Raw genomic sequence first — 21,681 nt, 5'->3', positions numbered from 1 at the left:
TTTAGTCAAGTTTTACAGGACCATTGCTTGCATGAGATTGTAAAAATCTTAAAATTCTGGCTTTTTCAGCATCTGTTATTTTAGCAAATCCTTGCATAGCTGAAAGATAAGCATCCCATTCTTCCATTAAATGTTCTTTTGGTTTATGAGCTGCATGACAACTTGTGCAAGTATCATAATACACAAGTTCTATTTCATCCCAAGCATCTATTTCTTTGTCGGTTAAATCTTTACTTTTTACTAAAAATTCCATTTCATTTTTTGCATTTTGAGAATTTAAAGTCAGTAAAAGATAAATACCATCTTTTGTATAAGCTAAAGATTTTGGATTTGACTCTACCACTTCTCCTTTAACTTTTATCAATGAATATTCTCCTTCATTTTTTATAAGCTCGACCTTAGAACCCTCATAAATTTGACCCACAACTTTTTTACTAGAGCTATCTAAAAGATCTACTTTTTCATTAAAAACAAACATATCTTTAGCAAATAATGCATTCATTAAAAACAATAAACTAAATATAATTTTTTTCATATTAAGCTCCTATAATTTCTGGTGGTGTAGTTGAGTTATAAGGTTTAATCACTTCTTTTAGTTTTTTGATACCTACAAGACAAGTATTAACACTAGTTGCTTGAGCCATAGTTGAAGTTGGCCTTGAACTTGTTAAAACATTTACATGACCTGCATTGCATCTTGGTTTGCTATCTGACACATCTTCTGGATCATACCAAGCACCCTCTTGGATACTAACAACCCCTTCCATGATTTTATCTGTCACAAAAGCACCGGCTAAGAGAGAACCTCTATCGTTATACACTTCTACAACATCACCATGTTTTATACCTAATTTTTCAGCATCATTAGCATTAATAACCACAGGTTCTCTACCTTGAATTTTATATAAATCTCTCACCCAAGTATTATCAAGCTGAGAATGCACTCTATATCTTGGATGAGGACTTAATAAATGAAATGGATATTTTTTAACGAGCTTTTCATTTCCAAGCCATTCAGCTGGCTCAAACCAAGTTGGATGCCCTTTAAAGTCTTCTAATTTATAGCTTTCAAATTTAGGAGAATAGATTTGAATTTTTCCACTTTCTGTAGCAAGTTTATTTGCTACTGGATCTGCTCTAAATGCAGAGTGTCTAACATACTTATATGCTTCTTCTGGAATTTCAAAATGCACAAAACCTTGTTTCCAAAAATCTGCAAATTCCATATAATAAGGACAATCGCTTCTTCCATAGAATCCTTCAAGCCATTGCTGTTTTGTTTTTCCACCTGTAAATTTTTTATGCTCTCTTTCACCTATTTTTTTTGCTAATTCTTCAAAAATGTCATAATCATTTCTACTTTCAAAATATGGCTCGATTACTTTTTTCATAGCATAAACATAATCTTGAGAATAAGATCCACCAAAACTTATATCGTCTCTTTCTAAAGTAGTGGTTGATGGTAAAACAATATCAGCCATTTTTGCCATAGGAGTCCACCATGGTTCATGAACTATAAGGGTATCAAGAGTTCTTAAAGCTTTTATAAGCTCATTTGTATTTGGATGATGCCCCAAAACTGATGCACCAACTACATACATTAGTTTTATTTTAGGAAAAGTTATTTCTTTACCTTTGAATTTTATTTTTTTACCTGGATTTAAAATAGCTTCAGAAATTCTGCTTGCTGGAATATTGCTATCAAGATTATTTTTTCCTTGTGGCAAGCCCACAGGAAGCCTAACTCCTGAAAAAGCTTGTCCTCCTCCTGAATAGTGCATAGAAAAACCAAAACCTCCACCTGGCAAACCAATTTGTCCTATCATGGAAGCTAAAACCATTAAAGTCCAATCAGCTTGTTCTCCATGTTGAGCTCTTTGCATAGCCCAATTTCCTGCTAAAAATGTCCTATTGCTTACAAAAGTATCTGCTAAAGCTGTAATAACTTTTTCATCAACTCCTGTGATATTAGCCGCCCAAGCAGGTGTTTTATCGATACCATCACTTTTACCTAATAAATAAGGCAAAAATTTGTCAAAACCATCAGTATATTTTTCTATAAATTTTTTATCATACTTACCGCTTTTATAAAGATAGTTCATCATACCAAGCATCAACGCTACATCAGTATTTGGACGAATTTTAATCCAATCGGCATTTAAAATTTCAGCTGTTGTTGTATATTGTGGATCAATGGTTATAAATTTGATATTTGATTTGCTATATTTTTTATAATACTCATCATTACCACGATTAGCTACTTTGAAATCGATTTGATTGCATTTGTAAAGATCAGTGCCCCATAAAACATACACTTGGGTATTTTTTAAAATTACTTCATGCGCAGTTTGTAAAGAATAAACTTCCAAATCTCCCATTATGGTAGCATTAACCCTACCTGCAGCACCATTACTATACTCACCATCAGTTCCTATATGACCACCTAAGGCTGTATTAAAAAACCTTCCAGCTACTGAGTTACAATTATGAAGCAATCCAACATGCCCCCAAGCACCATAACTTGCGTTAAATAAATTCTCAATTGGAGTTTCTTTTAATTTTTCCAAAACAAGCTCTAAAGCTTTTTCCCAACTTACTCTCACAAAAGGTTCTTTACCTCTTAAATGAGGTTTCTTTTTACCTTCTAAAAAACTTTTTCTAACACAAGGATATTTTATCCTAGTATCTGAATAGGTCCTATCAATAATAGCATCAGTGATAACAGAAGGATGTTTATCAGATTGTTGCGGGGTAACTTTGATAAGCTTGCCTTCTGAATTGACTTCAGCCCAAAAAGCTCCAAAATGTGTTGCATGAGGAATCTTTTTGGTATCGTAAAATGTAGTTTGAGTTGCAGCTACTAAAGGATTTACAGAAGCAAGAGCTGAAGTTGCTGCAAATGACTTTAGAAACTTTCTTCTTGTTATTTTCATGAAATATCCTTTTAAAAGTAATATGCAAATATTATTACAATATTTCTTTTAAAAGACTAAATTTTAATACTCCAAAAAAATTCTATCCATTCTTTTGCTTCTTTAATGTAAAATTCTGGAACAAGCAAAGCAGAGCTTTTATAAAACACACTTGCAACTTGAAGTTCTAAATGAGGGTATTTCTGTAGCAAAATTTTTTTAATTTCCATCATAGTTTCACCACTATCGATTATATCATCCACCAAAAGAACTTTCTTATATGCACCAAGATCAGGAATGTTAAAAATTTTAAAAGTATCTAATTTTTGCGTATCTTCATAATGGATAGAATTTAAAGAAAATAAATTTCTATTTTCTAAACCTTCAGCTAAAAAATGTCCCAAAGTCATTCCACCTCTTGCTATAGCTAGTAAAACTTCTGGGTTAAATTCCTCTTTAATTTTACGCGCAAAAGGAATAAAATCTTGTTGAAATTCTTCATAAGAGTAATAATACATTCTAATGTCCTTGTAATAAAAATACCAATAAAGAAATAAAGCCTAAAACAGCTATACCGAAAGTGATCTTTGAGAATTCTTTTTGCATAATGCACATTAATATATAAGCAATAAAACCAAATGCTATACCATTTGTTATAGAATAAGTTAAAGGCATCATAGTCACTATGAAAAAAACACTCACGGCGATAGATTTATCTTTGAAATTTATATTCGTAACTTCCATAAACATTAAAACACCTACTAAAACTAAAATTGGATAAATAGAATTTGCTGGAATTGCTTTAAATACAGGAAGTAAAAATAAAGTAAAAATAAAACATATAGCTGTCACCAAAGCAGTAAGTCCTGTTCTGCCACCCGTTTCAACACCCGTTGAGCTTTCCACAAAAGCGGTTACAGTAGAAGTTCCCACTACCGACCCCATCACTGAACTAGCCGCATCTGCTCCTAAAGTTTTACCTAGCTTTTTCTCGCCATCTTTGCCATCAAAAATTTTACCTCTAGCTCCAGCTCCTGTTATGGTTCCTATGCTATCAAAAAGTTGCGTTACAAAAAAAGTTAAAATCACAGGAATCATTGCTAATTCTAAAGCGCCTTTAATATCAAGCTGTCCAAAAATAGCACCTAAACCATTTTCTCCATTAATCACAGGTAAAGAAATAAATTCTTGCGGAAAAATAGCCCCGTCTATATTAAAAATCCATGCACATAAAGAACTAATAATCACAGCCAAAATAAAAGCTGATTTAATCCTCCAAGCCCAAAAAGTAAAAACCAAAAATAAACCAAATAAACCAAATAAAACCTTGGTACTAGAAAGATCTCCTAGGGTTACTAAAGTTGCTTCATTTTTAACTATAATCCCCATTTGAGATAAACCTATAAAAGCAATAAAAACTCCAACTCCAGCAGAAATTGCCCTTCTTAAATCTTCAGGAATGCTTTTTACTACCCAAACTCTAAAATTTGTAAAAGAAAGTAAAGTAAAAATAGCTCCGGATATAAATACAGCTCCTAAAGCCGTTTGCCAAGGAATTTGATAAGTATTGCAAACCCCAAAAGTAAAATAAGTATTGAGTCCCATACCAACACTCATAGCAATAGGAGTATTTGAAAATAAAGCACTAAATGCGGTCGCAATAATAGTTACCAAAGCAGTAGCTATAATCAAAGCTTCTAATGGCATGCCAGAATTGCTTACTATATTAGCATTTACAGGAATGATATAAATCATCGACAAAAATGTAACAATACCAGCATAAATTTCAGTTTTTACATCACTTTTATGCTCTTTAAGCTTAAAAAAATCCATTTTTTACCTTAATAAATTTTTAACTCATTATATAAACTATCTCGCTCTATAGCAACATACCCTGAACTTTGTATCATTTCTATAAAAGTTTTTAAATTCAATCCATTAGAACTCTTTGCACCTCCTGCGCTTTGTATGCTTTCTTTTTCTATAGTGCCATCTAAATCATTAGCACCAAAGTCTTGTGCTACCATAGCTAAATTTATCCCCATAGTTGCCCAATAAGCTTTGATGTTTTTAATATTATCCAAAACTATTCTTGCAATGGCAAGTGTTTTTAAAATTTCTACTGAACCTAAAGGTTTTTTATCTGTTATAAAACTATTATCTTGTTGCCAAACTAACGGAATAAAAGCATTAAAACCTTTAGTTTGATCTTGAAGTTCTCTTAATCTTATCATATGATTAATACGATGAGTTCTATTTTCTATGTGTCCAAAAAGCATAGTAGCATTACTTAATCTTCCTTTTTCATGCCAAATTTTATGAATTTTTAACCAATTTTGACTGCTAACTTTACCATGACAAATTTTTTTTCTAACTTCTTCATCAAAAATTTCCGCACCACCACCTGGCATAGAATCAACACCATACTCAAGCATTTTATCTATAACTTCTTCATAACTCATATCAAAAGCTCTACTTAAAAAATCAACTTCAGCAGCAGTTAAAGCCTTGATGTGTAAAAATGGATACTTTTGCTTAATCATCTTAAAAATTTCTAAATACCACTGCCATGAAGTATTTTTATTATGTGCTGAAACAATATGAATTTCTTTAGTATCTCTTTGAACCGTTTCGTCTACAATTTTCATAATATCTTCATGAGTCATAGTATAAGGATTTGGATTTTTTCTATGAGCCGAAAAAGCACAAAATTTACAAGTATCTGCACAAATATTAGTTGGATTTATATGACGATTGATATTAAAATAAACTTTTTTTCCGTGTAATCTCGTGCGAATTTTTTGAGCGTATTTGCCTAAAGTAAAAAGATCTAAATCCCAAAGTTGATTAGCTTCTTCTTCATTTAATCTTTCTTCATTATCTAATTTTTGAATAATTGTTTGCATTATCTAACCATTTTTAGAAATTAAAAATATAATTATATTTTCAACTTACTTAAAATTTAATACAAAATATTTTTGATATGATTTAAAAAATACAATTTAAGGATAAATCGTGAGTCTTAGTATAGAGAAAACTCTTAAACTAAAAAATTCCTTAAAAGATTATGAAGCTTACTGCTCTAGGCTTTTTTTAAAACAAGGTTCTTTTAGCTTTCATCATTCTAAAGAAATAGATCATTTTATAGAAGATTCTTATGAATTAGTTTTAAATGATTATTTTAATGATTTTTTTCCAAACGATGAAAAAATTCCACTTTGTATTTTAGCCATCAAGCAATATGCAAAAAATAATTTAAGCATTAAAGAAAATGTAGATTTACTCTTAATATATAAAGATATTAAAGCTTATAATATCAAGCCTTTAATGAAAAGTTTTATAGGAATTTTAAATGATATTAATCTAAATATAAACTATCAAATTTGTGAGCTTAATGGACTTTATAATATAGCAAAAAATGAACTAAAGCAAAATATTTTACAATATAGATTTATCTGCGGATCTAAATTTTTATTTAAGCAAATAAGAGAAAAAATTACTCAAGCACAAACTGAGCTAAAAGACGAATTTGCTTTAAAAATTATCCAAAAATTTAATCCTTTTAAAAAAATACTTCTCCAACAAGAATTTGATATTAATAAAAATTTTGGCGGACTTGATGAGCAATTAGATATTGAAAATTTAAATATCTTATATAAAGATAGTCCAAAAAATTATATGTTAAATTTTATTAACGAAAAAGAAATGAGTGAATTTAAACTTGCAAGTGATTTTTTATTTTCACTTAAATGTGCTATGAATCTTTTAGAAGGCAAAGATATTAATACTTTTTTTATAAGCAACGCCCAAGAACTTGCAAATTTAATGCATAAAAAAGAAAAGAAAAATTTAAATCTTAGCTCTATACTCACACAAAAAGCATTGCAAAGTATGCATACTTGTGGAATTTATACTCATTTTTTATCAAGATGCATACAAGAAAAACATTTTAATATTTTAAATTCCAACTTTTCACAAGATGACTATTTTACTTATAATAATCAAGAAAAAGATTTAAACCACATCTTGCAAAATCTTTTAAATTTAAAAGATAAAAATTATCATTTTGATATAAAACTAATTTTTGCTATAAAAAGAGCTAAAAATAAAGAATTAAATTTAGAACTTTTCAAAATAATTTTAAAAAGAAAACATTCTTATAGTATTTTAAAACTTATTTTAGATGCAAATGTCTTAAAAGACTTTTGCAAACCTTTAACTCAAAGCAGGTTTTTACTCGAAGAAGAAGGTGTTTATAGTGCTCTTGATAGAGCTTTACTTTGTTTGTATCATTTTGAAGAACAAGAAAAAGAATTTGATGAAAATATTTTATTAACACTTAAATTAACTATACTTTTAAGTGCTATCAAAGAAGATAATGAAATATCTTTAGCCAATATTTATAGAGCTTATGTTAGTAAATTTAATATAGGAGATAAAAATTTAGAACTTGGATTAAGATTATTTAAAAATTTCAATGCTTTTAAGGATATCATAGAAACAGAAGATATTGACAATCAAACCATAATATTAAATTTCATAGCAAAACTTTGTGATATAAATACTTTAAAAATACTTCAAATTTTATCATTATGCAATGCTAAAGCTTTAAAAATAGAAAATACTTTTTATTATAAAAGCTTAGAAAAATTATATCAAAACGCTCTTGAGGGCTTTGAAGATGAAAATTTAATCGATGAAGGACAAAGAAGAGTTAAAAAAGAACAAACTTTAAAAAGAAGTAAAGCTTTTATCGAGCTTGACAAAGAAACACAAACCAATATTACCCATATAAAATCAAATTTATTTTTTATCAAAAATAGTTTTGAAAAAATCATCAAAATTACTCAAATCGCTCAAAAACAAAATTTTACATTTTGGCTTGACAATAAAGATAATTTTATCCTAGCAGCTATTATGAATAAAAAAAACAATATAGAAAATATACTCAATTCTTTAAGCTCTTTAAATTTAGTTTTTATGAGTTATTTTGAACTATTTGATGATAAAGTGTATTTGAAATTTGAATATTCTGACATTGTCAATGATGAACAAAAACAAAGTTTAGAAAATTTACTAAATTCGAAATTACATATAAAAATACAAAAAAAAATAAAAAAACCAAACATTAAAAAAGATGAATTAAAATTAGACATGGATTATTCTAAAAACTATGCCAAAATCACCCTAAACACAAAAGATCAAAAAGGCTTAATGGCTTATGTCGTGAGTGTTTTAGCAAATTACGATATAGTTTTAAGTGCGGCTAAAATCCAGACTATAAAGGAAAGAACTAGAAATGTTTTAATCTTGCATAAAAATGAAAATTTGCATGATTATAAGGAAAAAATTTTAAAATCACTAATAAGCGAGTAAAAAATGTGTGGAATTGTAGGATATATAGGCAACAAAGAAAAGAAAAAAATCATTCTTGATGGTTTAAAAGAATTAGAATATAGAGGTTATGATAGTGCTGGTATAGCTGTAATGAAAGATGGAGAGCTTGATTTTTTCAAAGCAGTAGGAAAATTAGAGAATTTAGCTAATAAAACCAAACAATTTAATAGTGAAGGTTTTGGCTTAGCTATAGGACATACACGCTGGGCAACACATGGAAAACCAACAGAAATCAACGCTCATCCGCATTTAGGAGAGTATTCTTGTGTAATACATAATGGAATTATCGAAAATTATCAAGAATTAAAAAACCAACTTAACCAAAAAGGTGTTAATTTTTTAAGTCAAACTGACACTGAAGTTATAGTTCATTTATTTGAATACTATGCACATAATCATGAGCCTTTTGAAGCTTTTAAAAAAACAATTGGTGAGTTAAAAGGTGCTTATGCAATTTTGCTTATTAGTAAAAAAGATCCTAATACTATTTATTTTGCAAAAAATGCCGTGCCTTTAATCATAGGTAAAAATGGCGATGAAAATGAATATTATTTTGCTTCAAGCGATGCACCATTGATTTCTTTAGTAGATAAAGTAGCTTATCTTGAAGATGGTGATTATGGTTATGTAAATTTAAAAGAATGCAAACTTTGCCATGATCAAGCTTACATTCAACCTAATTTTGTAGTTTTAAGTCAAGATAAAAGCTTCGCACAAAAAGATGGTTATAGATTTTTTATGGAAAAAGAAATTTATGAGCAAAGTAGAGTCTTAGGTGAAGTTTTAATGGGGCGCTTACAAGGAGAAGAGATTATTTTTGAAGATATCAATGAAGAAATTTTAAAAAATATAGAAGAAATTACTCTTTGTGCTTGCGGGACAAGCTACCATGCAGCCTTAAGCGGAGCTTATTTACTAGAAAGACTTGCCAAAGTAAAAACTAAAGTAGAAGTCGCAAGTGAATTTAGATATAGAGAAGCTATTATAGGAAAAAATACTCTTTTTGTGGTAATTTCACAAAGTGGGGAAACCGCTGATACACTTGAAGCTTTAAAAATAGCAAAAGCTCAAGGGGTAAAAACTTTAGCAATATGCAATGTAGATAATTCTAACATCGTGCGTCTTGCTGATATATCTTTACTTACTAGAGCAGGTATCGAAAAAGGTGTGGCATCAACAAAAGCTTTTGCAACACAAGTTACAACTTTATGGATGTTTGCAATCTATCTTGCACAAAAAGCAAATTTTGATATGAGTAAAGAAATTCAAGCCTTAAGAACTTTGCCAAATATCGTTAAAGTAAGTCAAAATTTACATGAAAAAGTACATAGAATTTCAAAAAGATACTTACATGGACATGGATTTTTCTTTATAGGAAGGGATGTATTTTATCCTTTGGCTTTAGAAGGAGCTTTAAAACTCAAAGAAATTTCATATTTACACGCTGAAGGTTATCCAGCAGGTGAAATGAAACATGGGCCTATAGCTTTAGCCGATAGTGAGCTTTTCACCGTTGCGCTAATGCCAAAAAATTGTCTTTATGAAAAAACTAAATCCAATGTCGAAGAGCTTGCAGCAAGAGATTCTACTTTGCTTGCTATTTCACCTATTAATTTTGACTTAAGTGATGATTTTATAAAAACTTCTAATCAAGAACATTATATGTGTGAATTTTTTGAAATGATGGTAATCTTACAGCTTTTAGCCTTAGAAGTTTCCATAAGATTAGGCAATGATGTGGATATGCCAAGAAATTTAGCAAAAAGTGTAACTGTAGAATAAATACAATGTGTAGTTTTGTCAAAAAACTACAATTAAATAAATTTTTAAAAAATATTTTTTAAATTAAAGCTAGTTTTAGGTTTATTTGCGTTTAAATATAATTATAATTTTAATTTAAAAGGAAAGTCCATGGAATATAGAATCGAACATGATACTATGGGAGAAATTAAAGTTCCTGATGAAAAATATTGGGGTGCTCAAACTCAAAGAAGTTTTGAAAATTTTAAGATTGGTATAGAAAAAATGCCAAAAGTTTTAATCTATGCTTTTGCAAATTTGAAAAAATCTTTAGCTATTGTAAATAATAAACTTGGAAAATTAGATGATGCTAAAAAAAATGCCATAGTGCAAGCTTGCGATGAAATAGTAGCAGGTAAATTTGATGATAATTTTCCTCTAGCTATATGGCAAACAGGCTCAGGCACACAAAGCAATATGAACATGAATGAAGTGATTGCAAATCGTGCTACTGAAATTATGGGTGGAGACTTTAGAAAAGAAAAACTCGTTCATCCAAATGATCATGTAAATATGTCTCAAAGCTCAAACGATACTTTTCCAACCGCTATGAGTATAGTTTCAGTAGAGCAAGTAGAAAAAAAATTAATACCAGCCTTAGATGAACTTATAGCTACTTTTGAAAAAAAAGTAAAAGATTTTGAAGGTATCATAAAAATAGGTAGAACACATCTTCAAGATGCTACTCCACTAACTTTAGCACAAGAATTTAGCGGATATTTATCTATGCTTACTCATTCAAAAGAACAAATCATCGCTTCTTTACCAACATTAAGAGAATTAGCAATTGGTGGAACAGCAGTTGGCACAGGATTGAATGCTCATCCTGAACTTAGTGAAAAAGTAAGCGAAGAACTAAGCAAACTAATAGGCACTAAATTTGTATCAAGTCCAAATAAATTTCATGCTCTAACAAGCCATGATGCGATTAATTTTACTCATGGTGCCATGAAAGGTTTGGCTGCAAATTTAATGAAAATAGCAAATGATATTAGATGGCTTGCTTCAGGACCAAGATGTGGCTTAGGAGAAATTAACATACCAGAAAATGAACCAGGAAGCTCTATCATGCCAGGTAAAGTAAATCCTACTCAATGTGAAGCTATCACCATGGTAGCTGTGCAAGTAATGGGAAATGATGCTACAATAGGATTTGCAGCAAGTCAAGGAAATTTTGAACTTAATGTTTTTAAACCTGTAATTATTTATAATTTTTTACAAAGTCTTGATTTACTTGCCGATGCTATGCATTCCTTTAACATTCATTGTGCGGTAGGTATAGAGCCAAATAAAGAAAAAATTGATTTTAACTTACATAATTCTTTAATGCTAGTTACTGCATTAAATCCACATATTGGTTATGAAAATGCAGCAAAAGTAGCTAAAAATGCGCACAAAAAAGGAATATCTTTAAAAGAAAGTGCTATGGAACTTGGTTTAGTTAATCAAGAAGATTTTGCTAAATTTGTAGATCCTACCAAAATGATAGGTCCAAAAAAATAATCAAAAGACTAGGATTATCCTAGTCTTTTTTTAAGAGTTAATATGATTTATGAAAATAATTTTTTATATATAGAAAAAGAAAATTCTCAAATTCCTTGGATTAAAATTTTTACTAAAGAATCTTACAAAGAATTAAGCGATTGTCCAATTTTTATACAAAAAATGCTTTTTGATTTTATATTGATTAGCGAAAAGAGTTTGAAAGAGTATTATAATCCTGAAAAAATCAACATTGCTTCTTTTGCGAACTATGTACCAAGAGTGCATTTTCATGTCATGGCAAGATTTAAAGAAGATGCTTTTTTCCCTGAATGTATGTGGGGAAAGCAACAAAGAGAGATAAAAAATTTAAATTTACCTTCTTTTGAGGATTTTACTTTAATCTTACTTAAAAAGATAAAATCTATTGGGTTTTAATGTTGTAATTTTAAATATTTTTAAACAAAACAATCCAATAAAAAATTCAAATCATAATATTGTCATTCAAAAAATTTTAAAGGAAAATATATAAAATAAATTAAAGAATAGTATAATTTTAAATTTTAAACAAGCTCTTATTGCTAATATTCGTGTTTTATGATAACAAGTGCTCTTTTATATCTTTAAATTGATATTATTTACTCTATAATTGTTTATTCCTGATTTTTACTCTCTTTATTTAAACTTTTTAAAAATTCTTCTATATTATATTTTGCTCTATAAGTTTCACTCATCAAATGAATTAAAATATCACCTAAATCAAGCACAGTCCATTCTTCACTATTTTCTATATTTAAAAACTCCTCACCCTTACTTTTAAGATTGGTTTTTAAATCATCAATCAAAGAAAGGGCATGCCTTTCTCCCATAGTAGTAGCAATCACTACAAATTTAACAAAATAATCTTTATCTTGCATATTAAAAGTTTCTATTAAATCTGCTTTTTTATCATCTAAAATTTGAACTATATTATCAATTCTTTCTTGCATTTCTTTCCTTTTTAATGATTTCTAAATTTAGAATAACAAAGCTTAACCTCTTCTTTGATTTGCTTACAAACTTGAGTTGTTTGCAAAGTTTGTCTTATAAAAGATGAAGAAATATCTACTTTAGTATCTAAAGTTTTAAATTCTTTAGGGATAAATATATTATCTCTTTTTGCTATGACAAATTCTACCAAATTTTGCAATCTTTCAAATTCATGCCATTGGTGTAAATTTTTTAAATGATCAGCACCTAAAATTAAATAAAATTTTGAAATTTCATATTTTTTATATAAAAAATCTACACTTTCTATACTAGGCACAGGTCTTTGTTTTAAAATTTCAAAATCACAAATTTCTACTTTTGATATATTTGTCCAAACTGCCTCACACCATTTTAAACGTATTTGCTCATTAGCAGTAAATTTTTGTTTAAAAGGGCTAATAAAAGTTGGCATAATGACTAATTTATCAATATCTAAATATTCCAAAGCATTAAATACAATAGCATTATGTCCTAAATGAGGCGGATCAAAACTACCTCCAAAAAGTGCGATTTTCATATAAAATTTTAACCTTTTTTTAGTAGAATTTTAGCATTTAATCATAAAAAGGAAATGAAAATGGCTGTAAAAGTTGCAATAAATGGTTTTGGACGCATTGGAAGATGTGTTGCAAGGATTATCATGAAACGCGATGATATAGAACTTGTAGCGATCAATGATACTACCGATACAGAACTTACTAAATATCTTTTTAAATACGACACAGTGCATGGAGTATATGAAGGTAGTGTTGAAAATGATGGAGATGATTTAATTATTGATAATAAAAAAATAAAAGTTTTAAAAAGCAGAAATGTAGCGGATTTAGATTTTGCAAAATATGGAGCACAAATTGTTTTAGAATGCACAGGAGCACATTTAACCCTAGAAAAATGCCAAGGGTTTTTAGATCATGGTATAGAAAAAGTTATCATGAGTGCTCCAGCAAAAGACAATACTCCAACTTATGTTTTAGGAGTAAATGCGCATCATTATAAAGGTGAAAAAATCATTTCTAATGCAAGTTGTACTACAAATTGTCTAGGGCCAATATGTAGAGTTTTACAAGATAATTTTGGTATAGAAAAAGGTTTAATGACTACTATACATGCTTATACTAATGGTCAAAGTATTATCGATGCAAAAGCTAGAGATAAAAGAAGATCTCGTGCTGCTGCGCAAAATATCATCCCAACTTCTACCGGAGCTGCCAAAGCTATGAAACTTGTCATGCCTGAACTTGATGGAAGATTACATGGCCAAAGTATGCGTGTTCCAGTAGCTGATGTATCAACTGTAGATTTAACCGCAACTTTAAAAACAAAAGTTACCAAAGAACAAATCAATGAAGCTTTCAAAACAGCCGCAAACACAAATTTAAAAGGCTTATTACTTGTTGATGATGATCAAAGAGTTTCAAGCGATTTTATAACTTGCTCATATGGAGCAATTGTAGCAAGCGATTTAACTCAAGTCATTTGTGATGATTTTGTTAAAGTAGTTGCTTGGTATGATAATGAATGGGGTTATTCTTCTCGTTTAGTTGATATGGCAGTATTTATTGCAAAGGCTTAATAATGAGTAATATTTTATCAATCAAAGACATAGATTTAGCCAATAAAAAAGTTTTCATAAGATGTGATTTTAATGTGCCTCAAGATGAATTTTTAAATATCACAGACGATCGTCGCATAAGATCAGCCATTCCTACTATAAGATATTGCTTAGATAATGGTTGTAGTGTTATTTTAGCTTCACATTTAGGTCGTCCAAAAGAGATTGCTTCTAAATATTCTTTAGAACCTGTTGCAAAAAGACTTGCTAGATTAATGAATAAAGAAGTAATCATGGCTAAAGATATTATCGGCGAAGATGCTAAAAAGAAAGCTAGCCAATTACAAAAAAGTGAAATTTTACTTTTAGAAAATTTACGCTTTGAAAAAGGTGAAACAAAAAATGATGAAAATTTAGCCAAAGAACTTGCATCTATGGCTGATGTTTATATCAATGATGCTTTTGGAGTTTGCCATAGAGCTCACTCAAGCGTAGAAGCTATTACAAAATTTTTTGATAATACCCACAAAGGTGCTGGATTTTTATTACAAAAAGAAATAGAATTTGCAAGCAATCTTATCAAGCATCCTGCTCGCCCTTTTGTAGCTGTAGTTGGAGGATCTAAAGTAAGCGGCAAGTTACAAGCTTTGACTAATTTACTTCCAAAAGTAGATAAACTTATCATAGGTGGAGGTATGACCTTTACTTTTTTAAAAGCTCAAGGCTATGACATAGGAAATTCGCTTTTAGAGGAAGATTTAATAGAAGAAGCAAATAAAATTCTATCAAAAGGTAAAGAATTAGGAGTAAAAATTTATCTTCCTGTTGATGTAACTGCTGCACAAACTTGCTCGCAAGAAGCAGTGATGAAGTATGTTCCTGTACAAGAAATTCCATCTGATTGGATGGGACTTGATATAGGACCTGCTAGTGTGAGATTATTTAAAGAAGCGCTTTCAGATGCACAAACTATATGGTGGAATGGGCCTATGGGAGTTTTTGAAATAGATAAATTCTCAAAAGGTAGTATTAAAATGAGTCATTATATTAGTGAATCTCATGCGACTACTGTCATTGGTGGTGGTGACACTGCTGATGTTGTAGCAAGGGCTGGTGATGCTGATGAAATGACCTTTATCTCCACTGGTGGAGGTGCGTCATTAGAACTTATAGAAGGAAAAGAACTCCCTGGAGTTAAACCTTTAATGGTAAAAGGTGATGAATGATTTTTGCTGCAAATTTAAAGTGTAATCACACAAGGGCTAGTTTTGAAAATTACGCTAAAGAAATCAATTCTTATCAAAATAATGAAGATGAAATTTTCATCTTTCCTCCAAGTACAGCTTTTTCTAGTTTAAAACTTAATTTTCACCAAGGTGCACAAAATTTTTATCCTTGCAAAAATGGGGCATATACTGGAGAAATCGCTCAAGAACACTTAGAAGAATTTAACATTCAAAGTGTATTAATAGGTCATTCTGAAAGAAGAGCTTTAGGAGAAAGTGAAGAATTCTTAAGAGTAAAATTTGATTTTGCAAAAAATCTTGGCTATAACATTATCTATTGTATAGGAGAGAGTCTAGAAACAAAACAGGCTAAAAAAAGTTTAGATTTTTTAAAAAACCAATTAGATAATATTGATCTAAATTACAATAAACTTATCATCGCTTATGAACCAATTTATTCTATAGGCACAGGAGTTAGTGCAGATAGTAAAGATATCGAAGAAGTTTTGAATTTTTTAAGTCAATTTGGTTCAAATAAATTTTTATATGGTGGAAGTGTTAATCAAGAAAACATTAAAACCATATGCAGTTTAAAAAATTGCCATGGGGTATTAGTAGGTTCGGCTGCTTTAAAAGTGAATAATTTTTTAAAAATGATACAAATTGCCAAAGGATAAGATATGTCTTTAAGCAACGAAGAGCTACAAAAAATTCTTGAACAAAAAATTGCACTTTTGGAAAAAGAAAATAAAGAAGAAAAAAATATCAATTTAGAAGCCGTTAGTGCTATTGTTAAAATTTTAGCTCTTCCAAATGAGTTTATACCATTAGCTCATAGATATTTTCAACTTCACACACCACCTAGTTTAATATGGCTACATTTAAGTGAATGTACAGGTTGTAGTGAAAGTTTGCTTAGGACATCTTTGCCTGATTTTTTAGATTTAATTTTTGATTTTATTTCCTTAGAATATCATGAAACTCTTATGAGCGCAAGTGGGCATCAAGCTGAAAACCATTTAGAACAAATTTTAAACACAAAAGATTATCTTTTAGCAGTAGAAGGTGGAGTATGTGCGATAGATCCATTTTACCTTACCATAGGAGCTTGCGGAGAAAATGGATATGAAATTTTGCAAAAATGTGCAAAAAACGCTAAAAGCATATTTGCCATAGGAACTTGCTCAAGTTATGGAGGAATTCAAGCAGCACATCCAAATCCCACTAAAAGCATTGGAATCTCTAAGGTTTTAGAAGAAAAGATTATCAATGTACCAGGATGTCCTCCAAGTGATATCAATATCATTGCAACACTTTGTTCTTATATACTTTTTGAACAAAATATGGCCCTAGATGAACAAAATAGACCTTTAGCTCTTTATGGAAAATGTTTACATGATCTATGCGAAAGAAAAGCCAAATTTGAAGCTGGAAATTTTGCTCAAAGTTTTGATGATGAAAATATAAAACAAGGATACTGCTTATTTAAGGTAGGTTGCAAAGGACCTTATGCTTATAATAATTGTCCCAAAGTTAAATTTAATTCTAAAACCTCTTGGCCAGTAGCTGCAGGACATGGGTGTATAGCTTGTAGTGAAGAAAATTTTTGGGATGATTTTGGATTTTATGAAAAACCCATGAATAATAAATTTGCTTATAATAATTTTTCATCACTGCATCAAATTTCACAAGCTAAAAATTCTAAACTAAATGATTTAAATGCAAAAAATATCATTTTAACTTTTACAAATCCAACTCAAATTTTATACCAAAATACTAAAAATTTTAATTTTTTAGATTTTTCTTTTGAAAGTAATCCTAAAATATTCTTAAATACTTTTACTAAAACAAAAATTGCTTTAACTTTGGTTCAAAACTATAAAGATTCTTTTCAAAACTATTATGATTTTATACAAAATTCTTACGATGAAGAAAGCAAAATAAGTCAAAATATACTTGATTTATTTTATTTTACATATCCTTTTATCAGCGGAGAAAAATTAAAAAATATTGATGACTTTTTAGATCTTGCACTTGCTTATAAATTTAAACACCCTAGCAAATTTGATTTTAAAACCACGCTTAATGAGCAAGCAAAATTAGATATCAACAAAGCTTTAAGAATGCCTTTAATTTATATGCTTGGTGGGCTCGATAAAGAAGCTATTGCATATGGATTGGTATATTCTATAAAAGAACACTTAAAACAAGCCTTGCAAGCTTGTAAAAATTTACACCAAAAAGAACAAATTTTACTTCATTGTGATAGTGAAAAAATACTTAAAGTTTTTGGGGATTTATCAAGTATTTAAAACTTGATATTACAATATTTTAAATATTAAAAATTTTATAGTTTTAATTTAAGAAATTAGTTAAATTTTCAGCACTTTTACCGATTTATTTTTTAATTAAATTTGAAAGGATATAGCATGCAAGTTTCTGGTTTAAATTCTCAAAATTTTTCGATGGATATCAAAACAAAAAGTGGTAATCATCTTTCATTTGCTATGTATGATAAAAAAGAAGTAAATTATGAAAAAAATGATAACTCTGCTTCTTTAAGCTTAAGACGACAATTTGGTTTTTCTTTTTCATATACTGGAACTAAACTTTCAGAAGATGATATAAAAGAAATTAAAGATGCAGTTGCTAAATTCCAACCACAAATTGACGAATTTATGAAAAATTCAAGAGTAGGAAGTTTACAGCCTAAAGAGTTAATCACTACTGCAATGAAAATAGGCGATGCTTTACCTGAACCAAAAAGTGAAGAACATAAAAAAGCAACTTTACACGAATTACTCAACACTATGGATAAAAGCTTAAAACAAGAATTAGGTAAAACTGATCTTGATGATGTTAAAAAACAACTTTTCCAAGATAGTGCTAAATTATTAGAAGAAATTTGGGAAAATTACAATAAACAAAAAGAAAAAAAAGAAGAAAATAATAAAGAATTTGGATTTTATGCATAAGGCTTAACAATGACAGCAAAAGATATCTTAAAAAGCATGCTCGAACTTCAACAAAAACTAAATGATGATACCAATGGTATAGGATGGGAAAATGGCTATACAAAAGAAGGTAAATTAATTAGCTTTAGAAGATGTATTTATATGGAATGTGCTGAACTTATAGATTCTTTTGCTTGGAAACACTGGAAAAATATCAACACGCCTGCAAACTGGGATAATGTTCGCATTGAAATTGTAGATATTTGGCATTTTATTATGAGTTTAATTTTAGAAGAATACAAAGAAAAAAATATTACAGATAAAAATTTCATCGCAGAAGAAGTTTCATCTGTAACTTTTTTTGATGATTTTTGTAAAGATAATACCATTCCAATCGATGCTGATATATATGGAATTTTAAATGATATTGAACTAATCATCCATAAATGTAGCGGTTTTGACTATGATTTAGGTGAACTTTTGAGTGTATATTTTGTCTTAGCTAGAAAATGCGGATTGAGCTTTTTTGATCTTTATAAAATTTACATAGGCAAAAATATCTTAAACCAATTTAGACAAGAAAATGGCTATAAAGATGGTACTTATAAAAAAACATGGAATGGCGTAGAAGACAATGAAGTTTTAAACCAAATTCTAAAAAAAAGCTTAGATTATCAAGAAATTTATAAAAAACTCCAAGAAGCCTATAAAAATATAAAATGAGTATATTTTATGTTAGTTTGCAAGATTTTCTTAGCAAACCATTTTTAAAATTTTCTTTTTTGCCTTTGTTTTTTAGTGTAGTACTTTTAAGCTTATGCGTATATTTTACTTATGATGCATTTTTTTCTTATTTAGATTCTTTTACAAGCGACTCTTGGTTTGCTTGGTTTTTTAGTTTTAGCATAGTTCAGTTTTCCTTAGCATTTTTAAGTGCTATAGGCGGTTTTTTTATCATTATTTTTGCTTCTGTTTTTATGTCTATGCTGATTATATCTTTTTTAACACCTTATATTGTAAAAAAAATTAATGCTAAGTATTATAACTATAGCATTGATACAGAAGTTAAATTTTCTGTAGTTTTATTTAAAATTTTTAAAATTTTAATCATAGGAAGTATTTTGTTCATCTTAGCAACTATTTTACTTATCATTCCTTTTGTGAGTATTTTTATATATTATGGAGTTTTTTATTATTTATTTCATAAATTTTTAATTCTTGATGTGGCAAGTTGTGTTTTAGATGAAGAAAAATTTCAAACTTTTTTTGAAAATTCTTCTCCTTTATATTTTAAAATTACAACCTTTGTGTTTTTTATGCTTTCTAGCATTCCTTTGCTTGGTTTGTTTTTACAAGTATTTTATGTAATTTTTTTAAGTCATATGTTTTATCAAAAAACATTATCTTTACAAGCTAAAAATTATGCATGAAAAAATTCAAGATTTTATTCTTTCACAAAAAGTTCTAAGCTTAGGCATTCTTGATGATGATCAAGGAGTGTATTGTGCAAGTTGTTACTATGCTTTTGATGTAAAAAATTTAGCTTTAATTTTTGCAAGTCATTCTCATACAAAACACATACAACTTGCTTATAAATATCCAAATATTTCAGCAAATATTGCTTATGATAACAACACATTAAAATTTATCAAAGGACTCCAAATCAAAGCAATTTTCAAAGAAGCAACAAAAGAACAAGAAAAAATATATTTTAAAAAATTTGCCTTTGCTAAATTTAGTGATGCAAATTTATATGCGCTAGAAATTCAATGGGCAAAATATACAGATAATCAAATTTTACTAAATAAAAAATTAGAATTTAAAAGATGTCTGTAAAGACATCTTTGTTGTTAAGAAAAAGAAGGTTTGATTTGTTCTATCCAAGTATTGATTCTATTTTCAGTTAAATCTTCATGATTGTCATTATCCAATGCTAATCCTACAAATTTATCGCCTTCAACAGCATCGCTTGCTTCAAAAGTATAACCTCCAGTTGAAACAGCACCTACTAAATTTGCACCAGCTGATTTAAGCCCTTGAGCCAATTTTCCCATACCACTACAATATGTATCAGAATAACTCTCGCTATCTCCCATGCCAAAAACTGCCACTGTTTTACCGCTAAGATTTAATTTTGAAAAATCAAATCCATCCCAATCATCTTGCAAATCACCACTTCCCCAAGTAGAAGTCCCGCAAATTAATTTATCATAAGAATTAATCTTATCTGCATCAATATCTGCTATATTTAATACATCAGAAATACCTAATTTTTCAGCGATCATATTAGCTGCACCTTCTGTATTTCCCATAGAACTCCCAAAAATTACTGCTATTGACATTAACATCTCCTTAAAATTTGATTATTAATAGTATAAGGGACTAATTTTAACACAATATTATTATTTTCACATAAAAAAGCTCTTATTTGTTTATAATGAGTGAAATTTTCACTCCTTGGATACACAATGTAAAATTTTTCAAACGAATTTTCACCAATATGCTTTAAAGCCCATTCTATATCTTTATCTTGATTTTGATTGAATTTTATCAGTATAGCTATTGTATCTTCTATAATACACAAATCATCTTTTATTGTAATCTTTAATTTAGGGTTGCTTTTGCAAATTTTATCAAAAACAAAATTTTCAAACGCAATTTGTGGATTTATTAAAATACTATCATTTGATATACTTAATATCATTTTTGCAAGTGGTGATTTTGGAATTTTATTTTCTAATTTAATACTAGCACCACTTATATAAGCTTGAATAATATTTTTAGAATAAAAACACTTAATATCATCACTTTCTTGCAATAAATCTTTAATCCTTAAAATAAATAATTCTTTTAAATTTTGTGCTTTATTTGCGTAGCTATATGGAATTTTCATATCATCTTCATTTAAAGTATTGTAAAAATTTAAAAATATATAATTTATTTCATATAAGGAATAATTTTTAAAAACATCTGGAATAAATTGGTGATTTTGACTAAATCCAAACATCAGTTTATCCTTTTTTTATACATTTATACTCTTGATCTAATCCAAATACCTTACAATACTCACAATACACACAACTAACACTTCGTTTAGCACATACTAATGGTATATTTCTTTTTTTAGCTTCTGTTTTGATTTTTTTCATAGTATTATGATTTAAAAAACTTGTAAGCATAACAATGCATTGTGTGTTTTGCGGGATGGGTTTTCTATTTACCCTATTTTCATTTCTAGCATCCCAATGCTCTATATCTTTTGCGCCTAAATTTGTTAAAACTGCCTTAATAGGGGTGATCTCATCTGCACCAATAACCAAAACTGACAT

General features: G+C 28.9%; 22 protein-coding genes. 12 read left to right on the top strand and 10 right to left on the bottom strand.

Going from position 1 to position 21,681, the window contains the following annotated elements; translation table 11 throughout:
* Window position 1: 1 nt before the first annotated feature.
* Genes FPD38_RS03970 through mqnE form a run of 5 tightly spaced genes read right to left on the bottom strand, consistent with a single transcriptional unit; the run spans window position 2 to window position 5,818 of the window.
* Window positions 2-535 carry a hypothetical protein gene (locus FPD38_RS03970; protein WP_147555483.1) on the bottom strand — a complete coding sequence of 178 codons (534 nt, stop codon included), beginning with the start codon at window positions 533-535 and terminating at the stop codon, window positions 2-4.
* A gap of 1 nt (window position 536) precedes the next feature.
* Window positions 537-2,933: a molybdopterin guanine dinucleotide-containing S/N-oxide reductase gene (locus FPD38_RS03965; RefSeq protein ID WP_147555482.1), complete on the bottom strand. Its 2,397-nt coding sequence runs from the start codon at window positions 2,931-2,933 to the stop codon at window positions 537-539.
* Between the two features lie 56 nt (window positions 2,934-2,989).
* Window positions 2,990-3,430: a phosphoribosyltransferase gene (locus FPD38_RS03960; protein ID WP_147555481.1), complete on the bottom strand. Its 441-nt coding sequence runs from the start codon at window positions 3,428-3,430 to the stop codon at window positions 2,990-2,992.
* Between the two features lies 1 nt (window position 3,431).
* A complete protein-coding gene (locus tag FPD38_RS03955) occupies window positions 3,432-4,745 on the bottom strand; it encodes an NCS2 family permease (protein WP_147555480.1) in 1,314 nt (437 codons plus the stop codon).
* A gap of 8 nt (window positions 4,746-4,753) precedes the next feature.
* Window positions 4,754-5,818, bottom strand: coding sequence for an aminofutalosine synthase MqnE (gene mqnE, locus FPD38_RS03950; RefSeq protein ID WP_147555479.1), 1,065 nt, complete (start codon window positions 5,816-5,818; stop codon window positions 4,754-4,756).
* A 109-nt stretch (window positions 5,819-5,927) separates the two neighbouring features.
* Here mqnE and FPD38_RS03945 point away from each other — a divergent pair, with 109 nt between their 5' ends.
* From FPD38_RS03945 to FPD38_RS03930, 4 genes are all read left to right on the top strand, one after another.
* A complete protein-coding gene (locus tag FPD38_RS03945) occupies window positions 5,928-8,288 on the top strand; it encodes a nucleotidyltransferase (RefSeq protein WP_261798286.1) in 2,361 nt (786 codons plus the stop codon).
* A gap of 3 nt (window positions 8,289-8,291) precedes the next feature.
* Entirely contained in the window at window positions 8,292-10,091 is a 1,800-nt protein-coding gene (glmS, locus tag FPD38_RS03940) for a glutamine--fructose-6-phosphate transaminase (isomerizing) (RefSeq protein ID WP_147555478.1), read from the top strand.
* 129 nt (window positions 10,092-10,220) lie between these two features.
* A complete protein-coding gene (fumC, locus tag FPD38_RS03935; RefSeq protein ID WP_147555477.1) occupies window positions 10,221-11,612 on the top strand; it encodes a class II fumarate hydratase in 1,392 nt (463 codons plus the stop codon).
* Window positions 11,613-11,654: 42 nt separating this feature from the next.
* Window positions 11,655-12,029, top strand: a complete 375-nt coding sequence (locus FPD38_RS03930; protein ID WP_147555476.1) for an HIT domain-containing protein — start codon at window positions 11,655-11,657, stop codon at window positions 12,027-12,029.
* A gap of 215 nt (window positions 12,030-12,244) precedes the next feature.
* On the opposite strand, the gene rsfS is transcribed toward FPD38_RS03930, so the two are convergent.
* Together rsfS and nadD are read right to left on the bottom strand one after the other, a co-directional pair.
* Complete coding sequence (gene rsfS / locus FPD38_RS03925; protein WP_147555475.1) at window positions 12,245-12,580, bottom strand: ribosome silencing factor; 336 nt, start codon at window positions 12,578-12,580, stop codon at window positions 12,245-12,247.
* Window positions 12,581-12,591: 11 nt separating this feature from the next.
* Window positions 12,592-13,137: a nicotinate (nicotinamide) nucleotide adenylyltransferase gene (gene nadD, locus FPD38_RS03920; RefSeq protein ID WP_147555474.1), complete on the bottom strand. Its 546-nt coding sequence runs from the start codon at window positions 13,135-13,137 to the stop codon at window positions 12,592-12,594.
* A 60-nt stretch (window positions 13,138-13,197) separates the two neighbouring features.
* Between nadD and gap the strand changes: the two genes are divergently transcribed.
* The 8 genes from gap to FPD38_RS03880 all read left to right on the top strand — a co-directional run bounded on the left by gap (window position 13,198) and on the right by FPD38_RS03880 (window position 20,188).
* Window positions 13,198-14,193, top strand: a complete 996-nt coding sequence (gap, locus tag FPD38_RS03915) for a type I glyceraldehyde-3-phosphate dehydrogenase (protein ID WP_147555473.1) — start codon at window positions 13,198-13,200, stop codon at window positions 14,191-14,193.
* Window positions 14,194-14,195: 2 nt separating this feature from the next.
* Window positions 14,196-15,398 (top strand): phosphoglycerate kinase, encoded by a 1,203-nt coding sequence (locus FPD38_RS03910; protein WP_147555472.1) that lies wholly within the window; start codon window positions 14,196-14,198, stop codon window positions 15,396-15,398.
* Window positions 15,395-16,075, top strand: coding sequence for a triose-phosphate isomerase (locus tag FPD38_RS03905; RefSeq protein ID WP_147555471.1), 681 nt, complete (start codon window positions 15,395-15,397; stop codon window positions 16,073-16,075). The genes FPD38_RS03910 and FPD38_RS03905 overlap by 4 nt, the downstream gene beginning before the upstream one ends.
* 3 nt (window positions 16,076-16,078) lie before the next feature.
* On the top strand, window positions 16,079-17,710 hold the full coding sequence (locus FPD38_RS03900; protein WP_147555470.1) for a hydrogenase small subunit: 1,632 nt from the start codon (window positions 16,079-16,081) through the stop codon (window positions 17,708-17,710).
* A 117-nt stretch (window positions 17,711-17,827) separates the two neighbouring features.
* Window positions 17,828-18,373 carry an ATP-binding protein gene (locus FPD38_RS03895; RefSeq protein ID WP_147555469.1) on the top strand — a complete coding sequence of 182 codons (546 nt, stop codon included), beginning with the start codon at window positions 17,828-17,830 and terminating at the stop codon, window positions 18,371-18,373.
* A gap of 9 nt (window positions 18,374-18,382) precedes the next feature.
* Window positions 18,383-19,075 carry a dUTPase gene (dut, locus tag FPD38_RS03890; RefSeq protein WP_147555468.1) on the top strand — a complete coding sequence of 231 codons (693 nt, stop codon included), beginning with the start codon at window positions 18,383-18,385 and terminating at the stop codon, window positions 19,073-19,075.
* A complete protein-coding gene (locus tag FPD38_RS03885; protein ID WP_147555467.1) occupies window positions 19,072-19,782 on the top strand; it encodes an EI24 domain-containing protein in 711 nt (236 codons plus the stop codon). The genes dut and FPD38_RS03885 overlap by 4 nt, the downstream gene beginning before the upstream one ends.
* The gene (locus tag FPD38_RS03880) at window positions 19,775-20,188 is read left to right on the top strand and encodes a pyridoxine 5'-phosphate oxidase family protein (RefSeq protein ID WP_039665220.1); all 414 of its coding nucleotides are present in this window, start codon (window positions 19,775-19,777) and stop codon (window positions 20,186-20,188) included. Before FPD38_RS03885 ends, FPD38_RS03880 begins: the two co-directional genes overlap by 8 nt.
* Before the next feature lie 14 nt (window positions 20,189-20,202).
* Here FPD38_RS03880 and fldA read toward each other — a convergent pair whose 3' ends face one another.
* From fldA to FPD38_RS03865, 3 genes are read right to left on the bottom strand one after another with little or no spacing between them, the layout of a single operon-like run.
* The gene (fldA, locus tag FPD38_RS03875; protein WP_147555466.1) at window positions 20,203-20,694 is read right to left on the bottom strand and encodes a flavodoxin FldA; all 492 of its coding nucleotides are present in this window, start codon (window positions 20,692-20,694) and stop codon (window positions 20,203-20,205) included.
* A complete protein-coding gene (locus tag FPD38_RS03870) occupies window positions 20,694-21,359 on the bottom strand; it encodes a hypothetical protein (protein WP_147555465.1) in 666 nt (221 codons plus the stop codon). The genes fldA and FPD38_RS03870 overlap by 1 nt, the downstream gene beginning before the upstream one ends.
* Before the next feature lie 4 nt (window positions 21,360-21,363).
* On the bottom strand, window positions 21,364-21,681 hold the full coding sequence (locus FPD38_RS03865) for a DUF2325 domain-containing protein (protein WP_147555464.1): 318 nt from the start codon (window positions 21,679-21,681) through the stop codon (window positions 21,364-21,366).

Origin of the sequence: Campylobacter volucris, from assembly GCF_008011665.1 — a bacterium.
In the GTDB taxonomy this organism is placed as follows: domain Bacteria; phylum Campylobacterota; class Campylobacteria; order Campylobacterales; family Campylobacteraceae; genus Campylobacter_D; species Campylobacter_D volucris_A.
The sequence above is the reverse complement of the archived record's forward strand: the minus strand, read 5'-3'. Positions and strand labels throughout refer to the sequence as shown.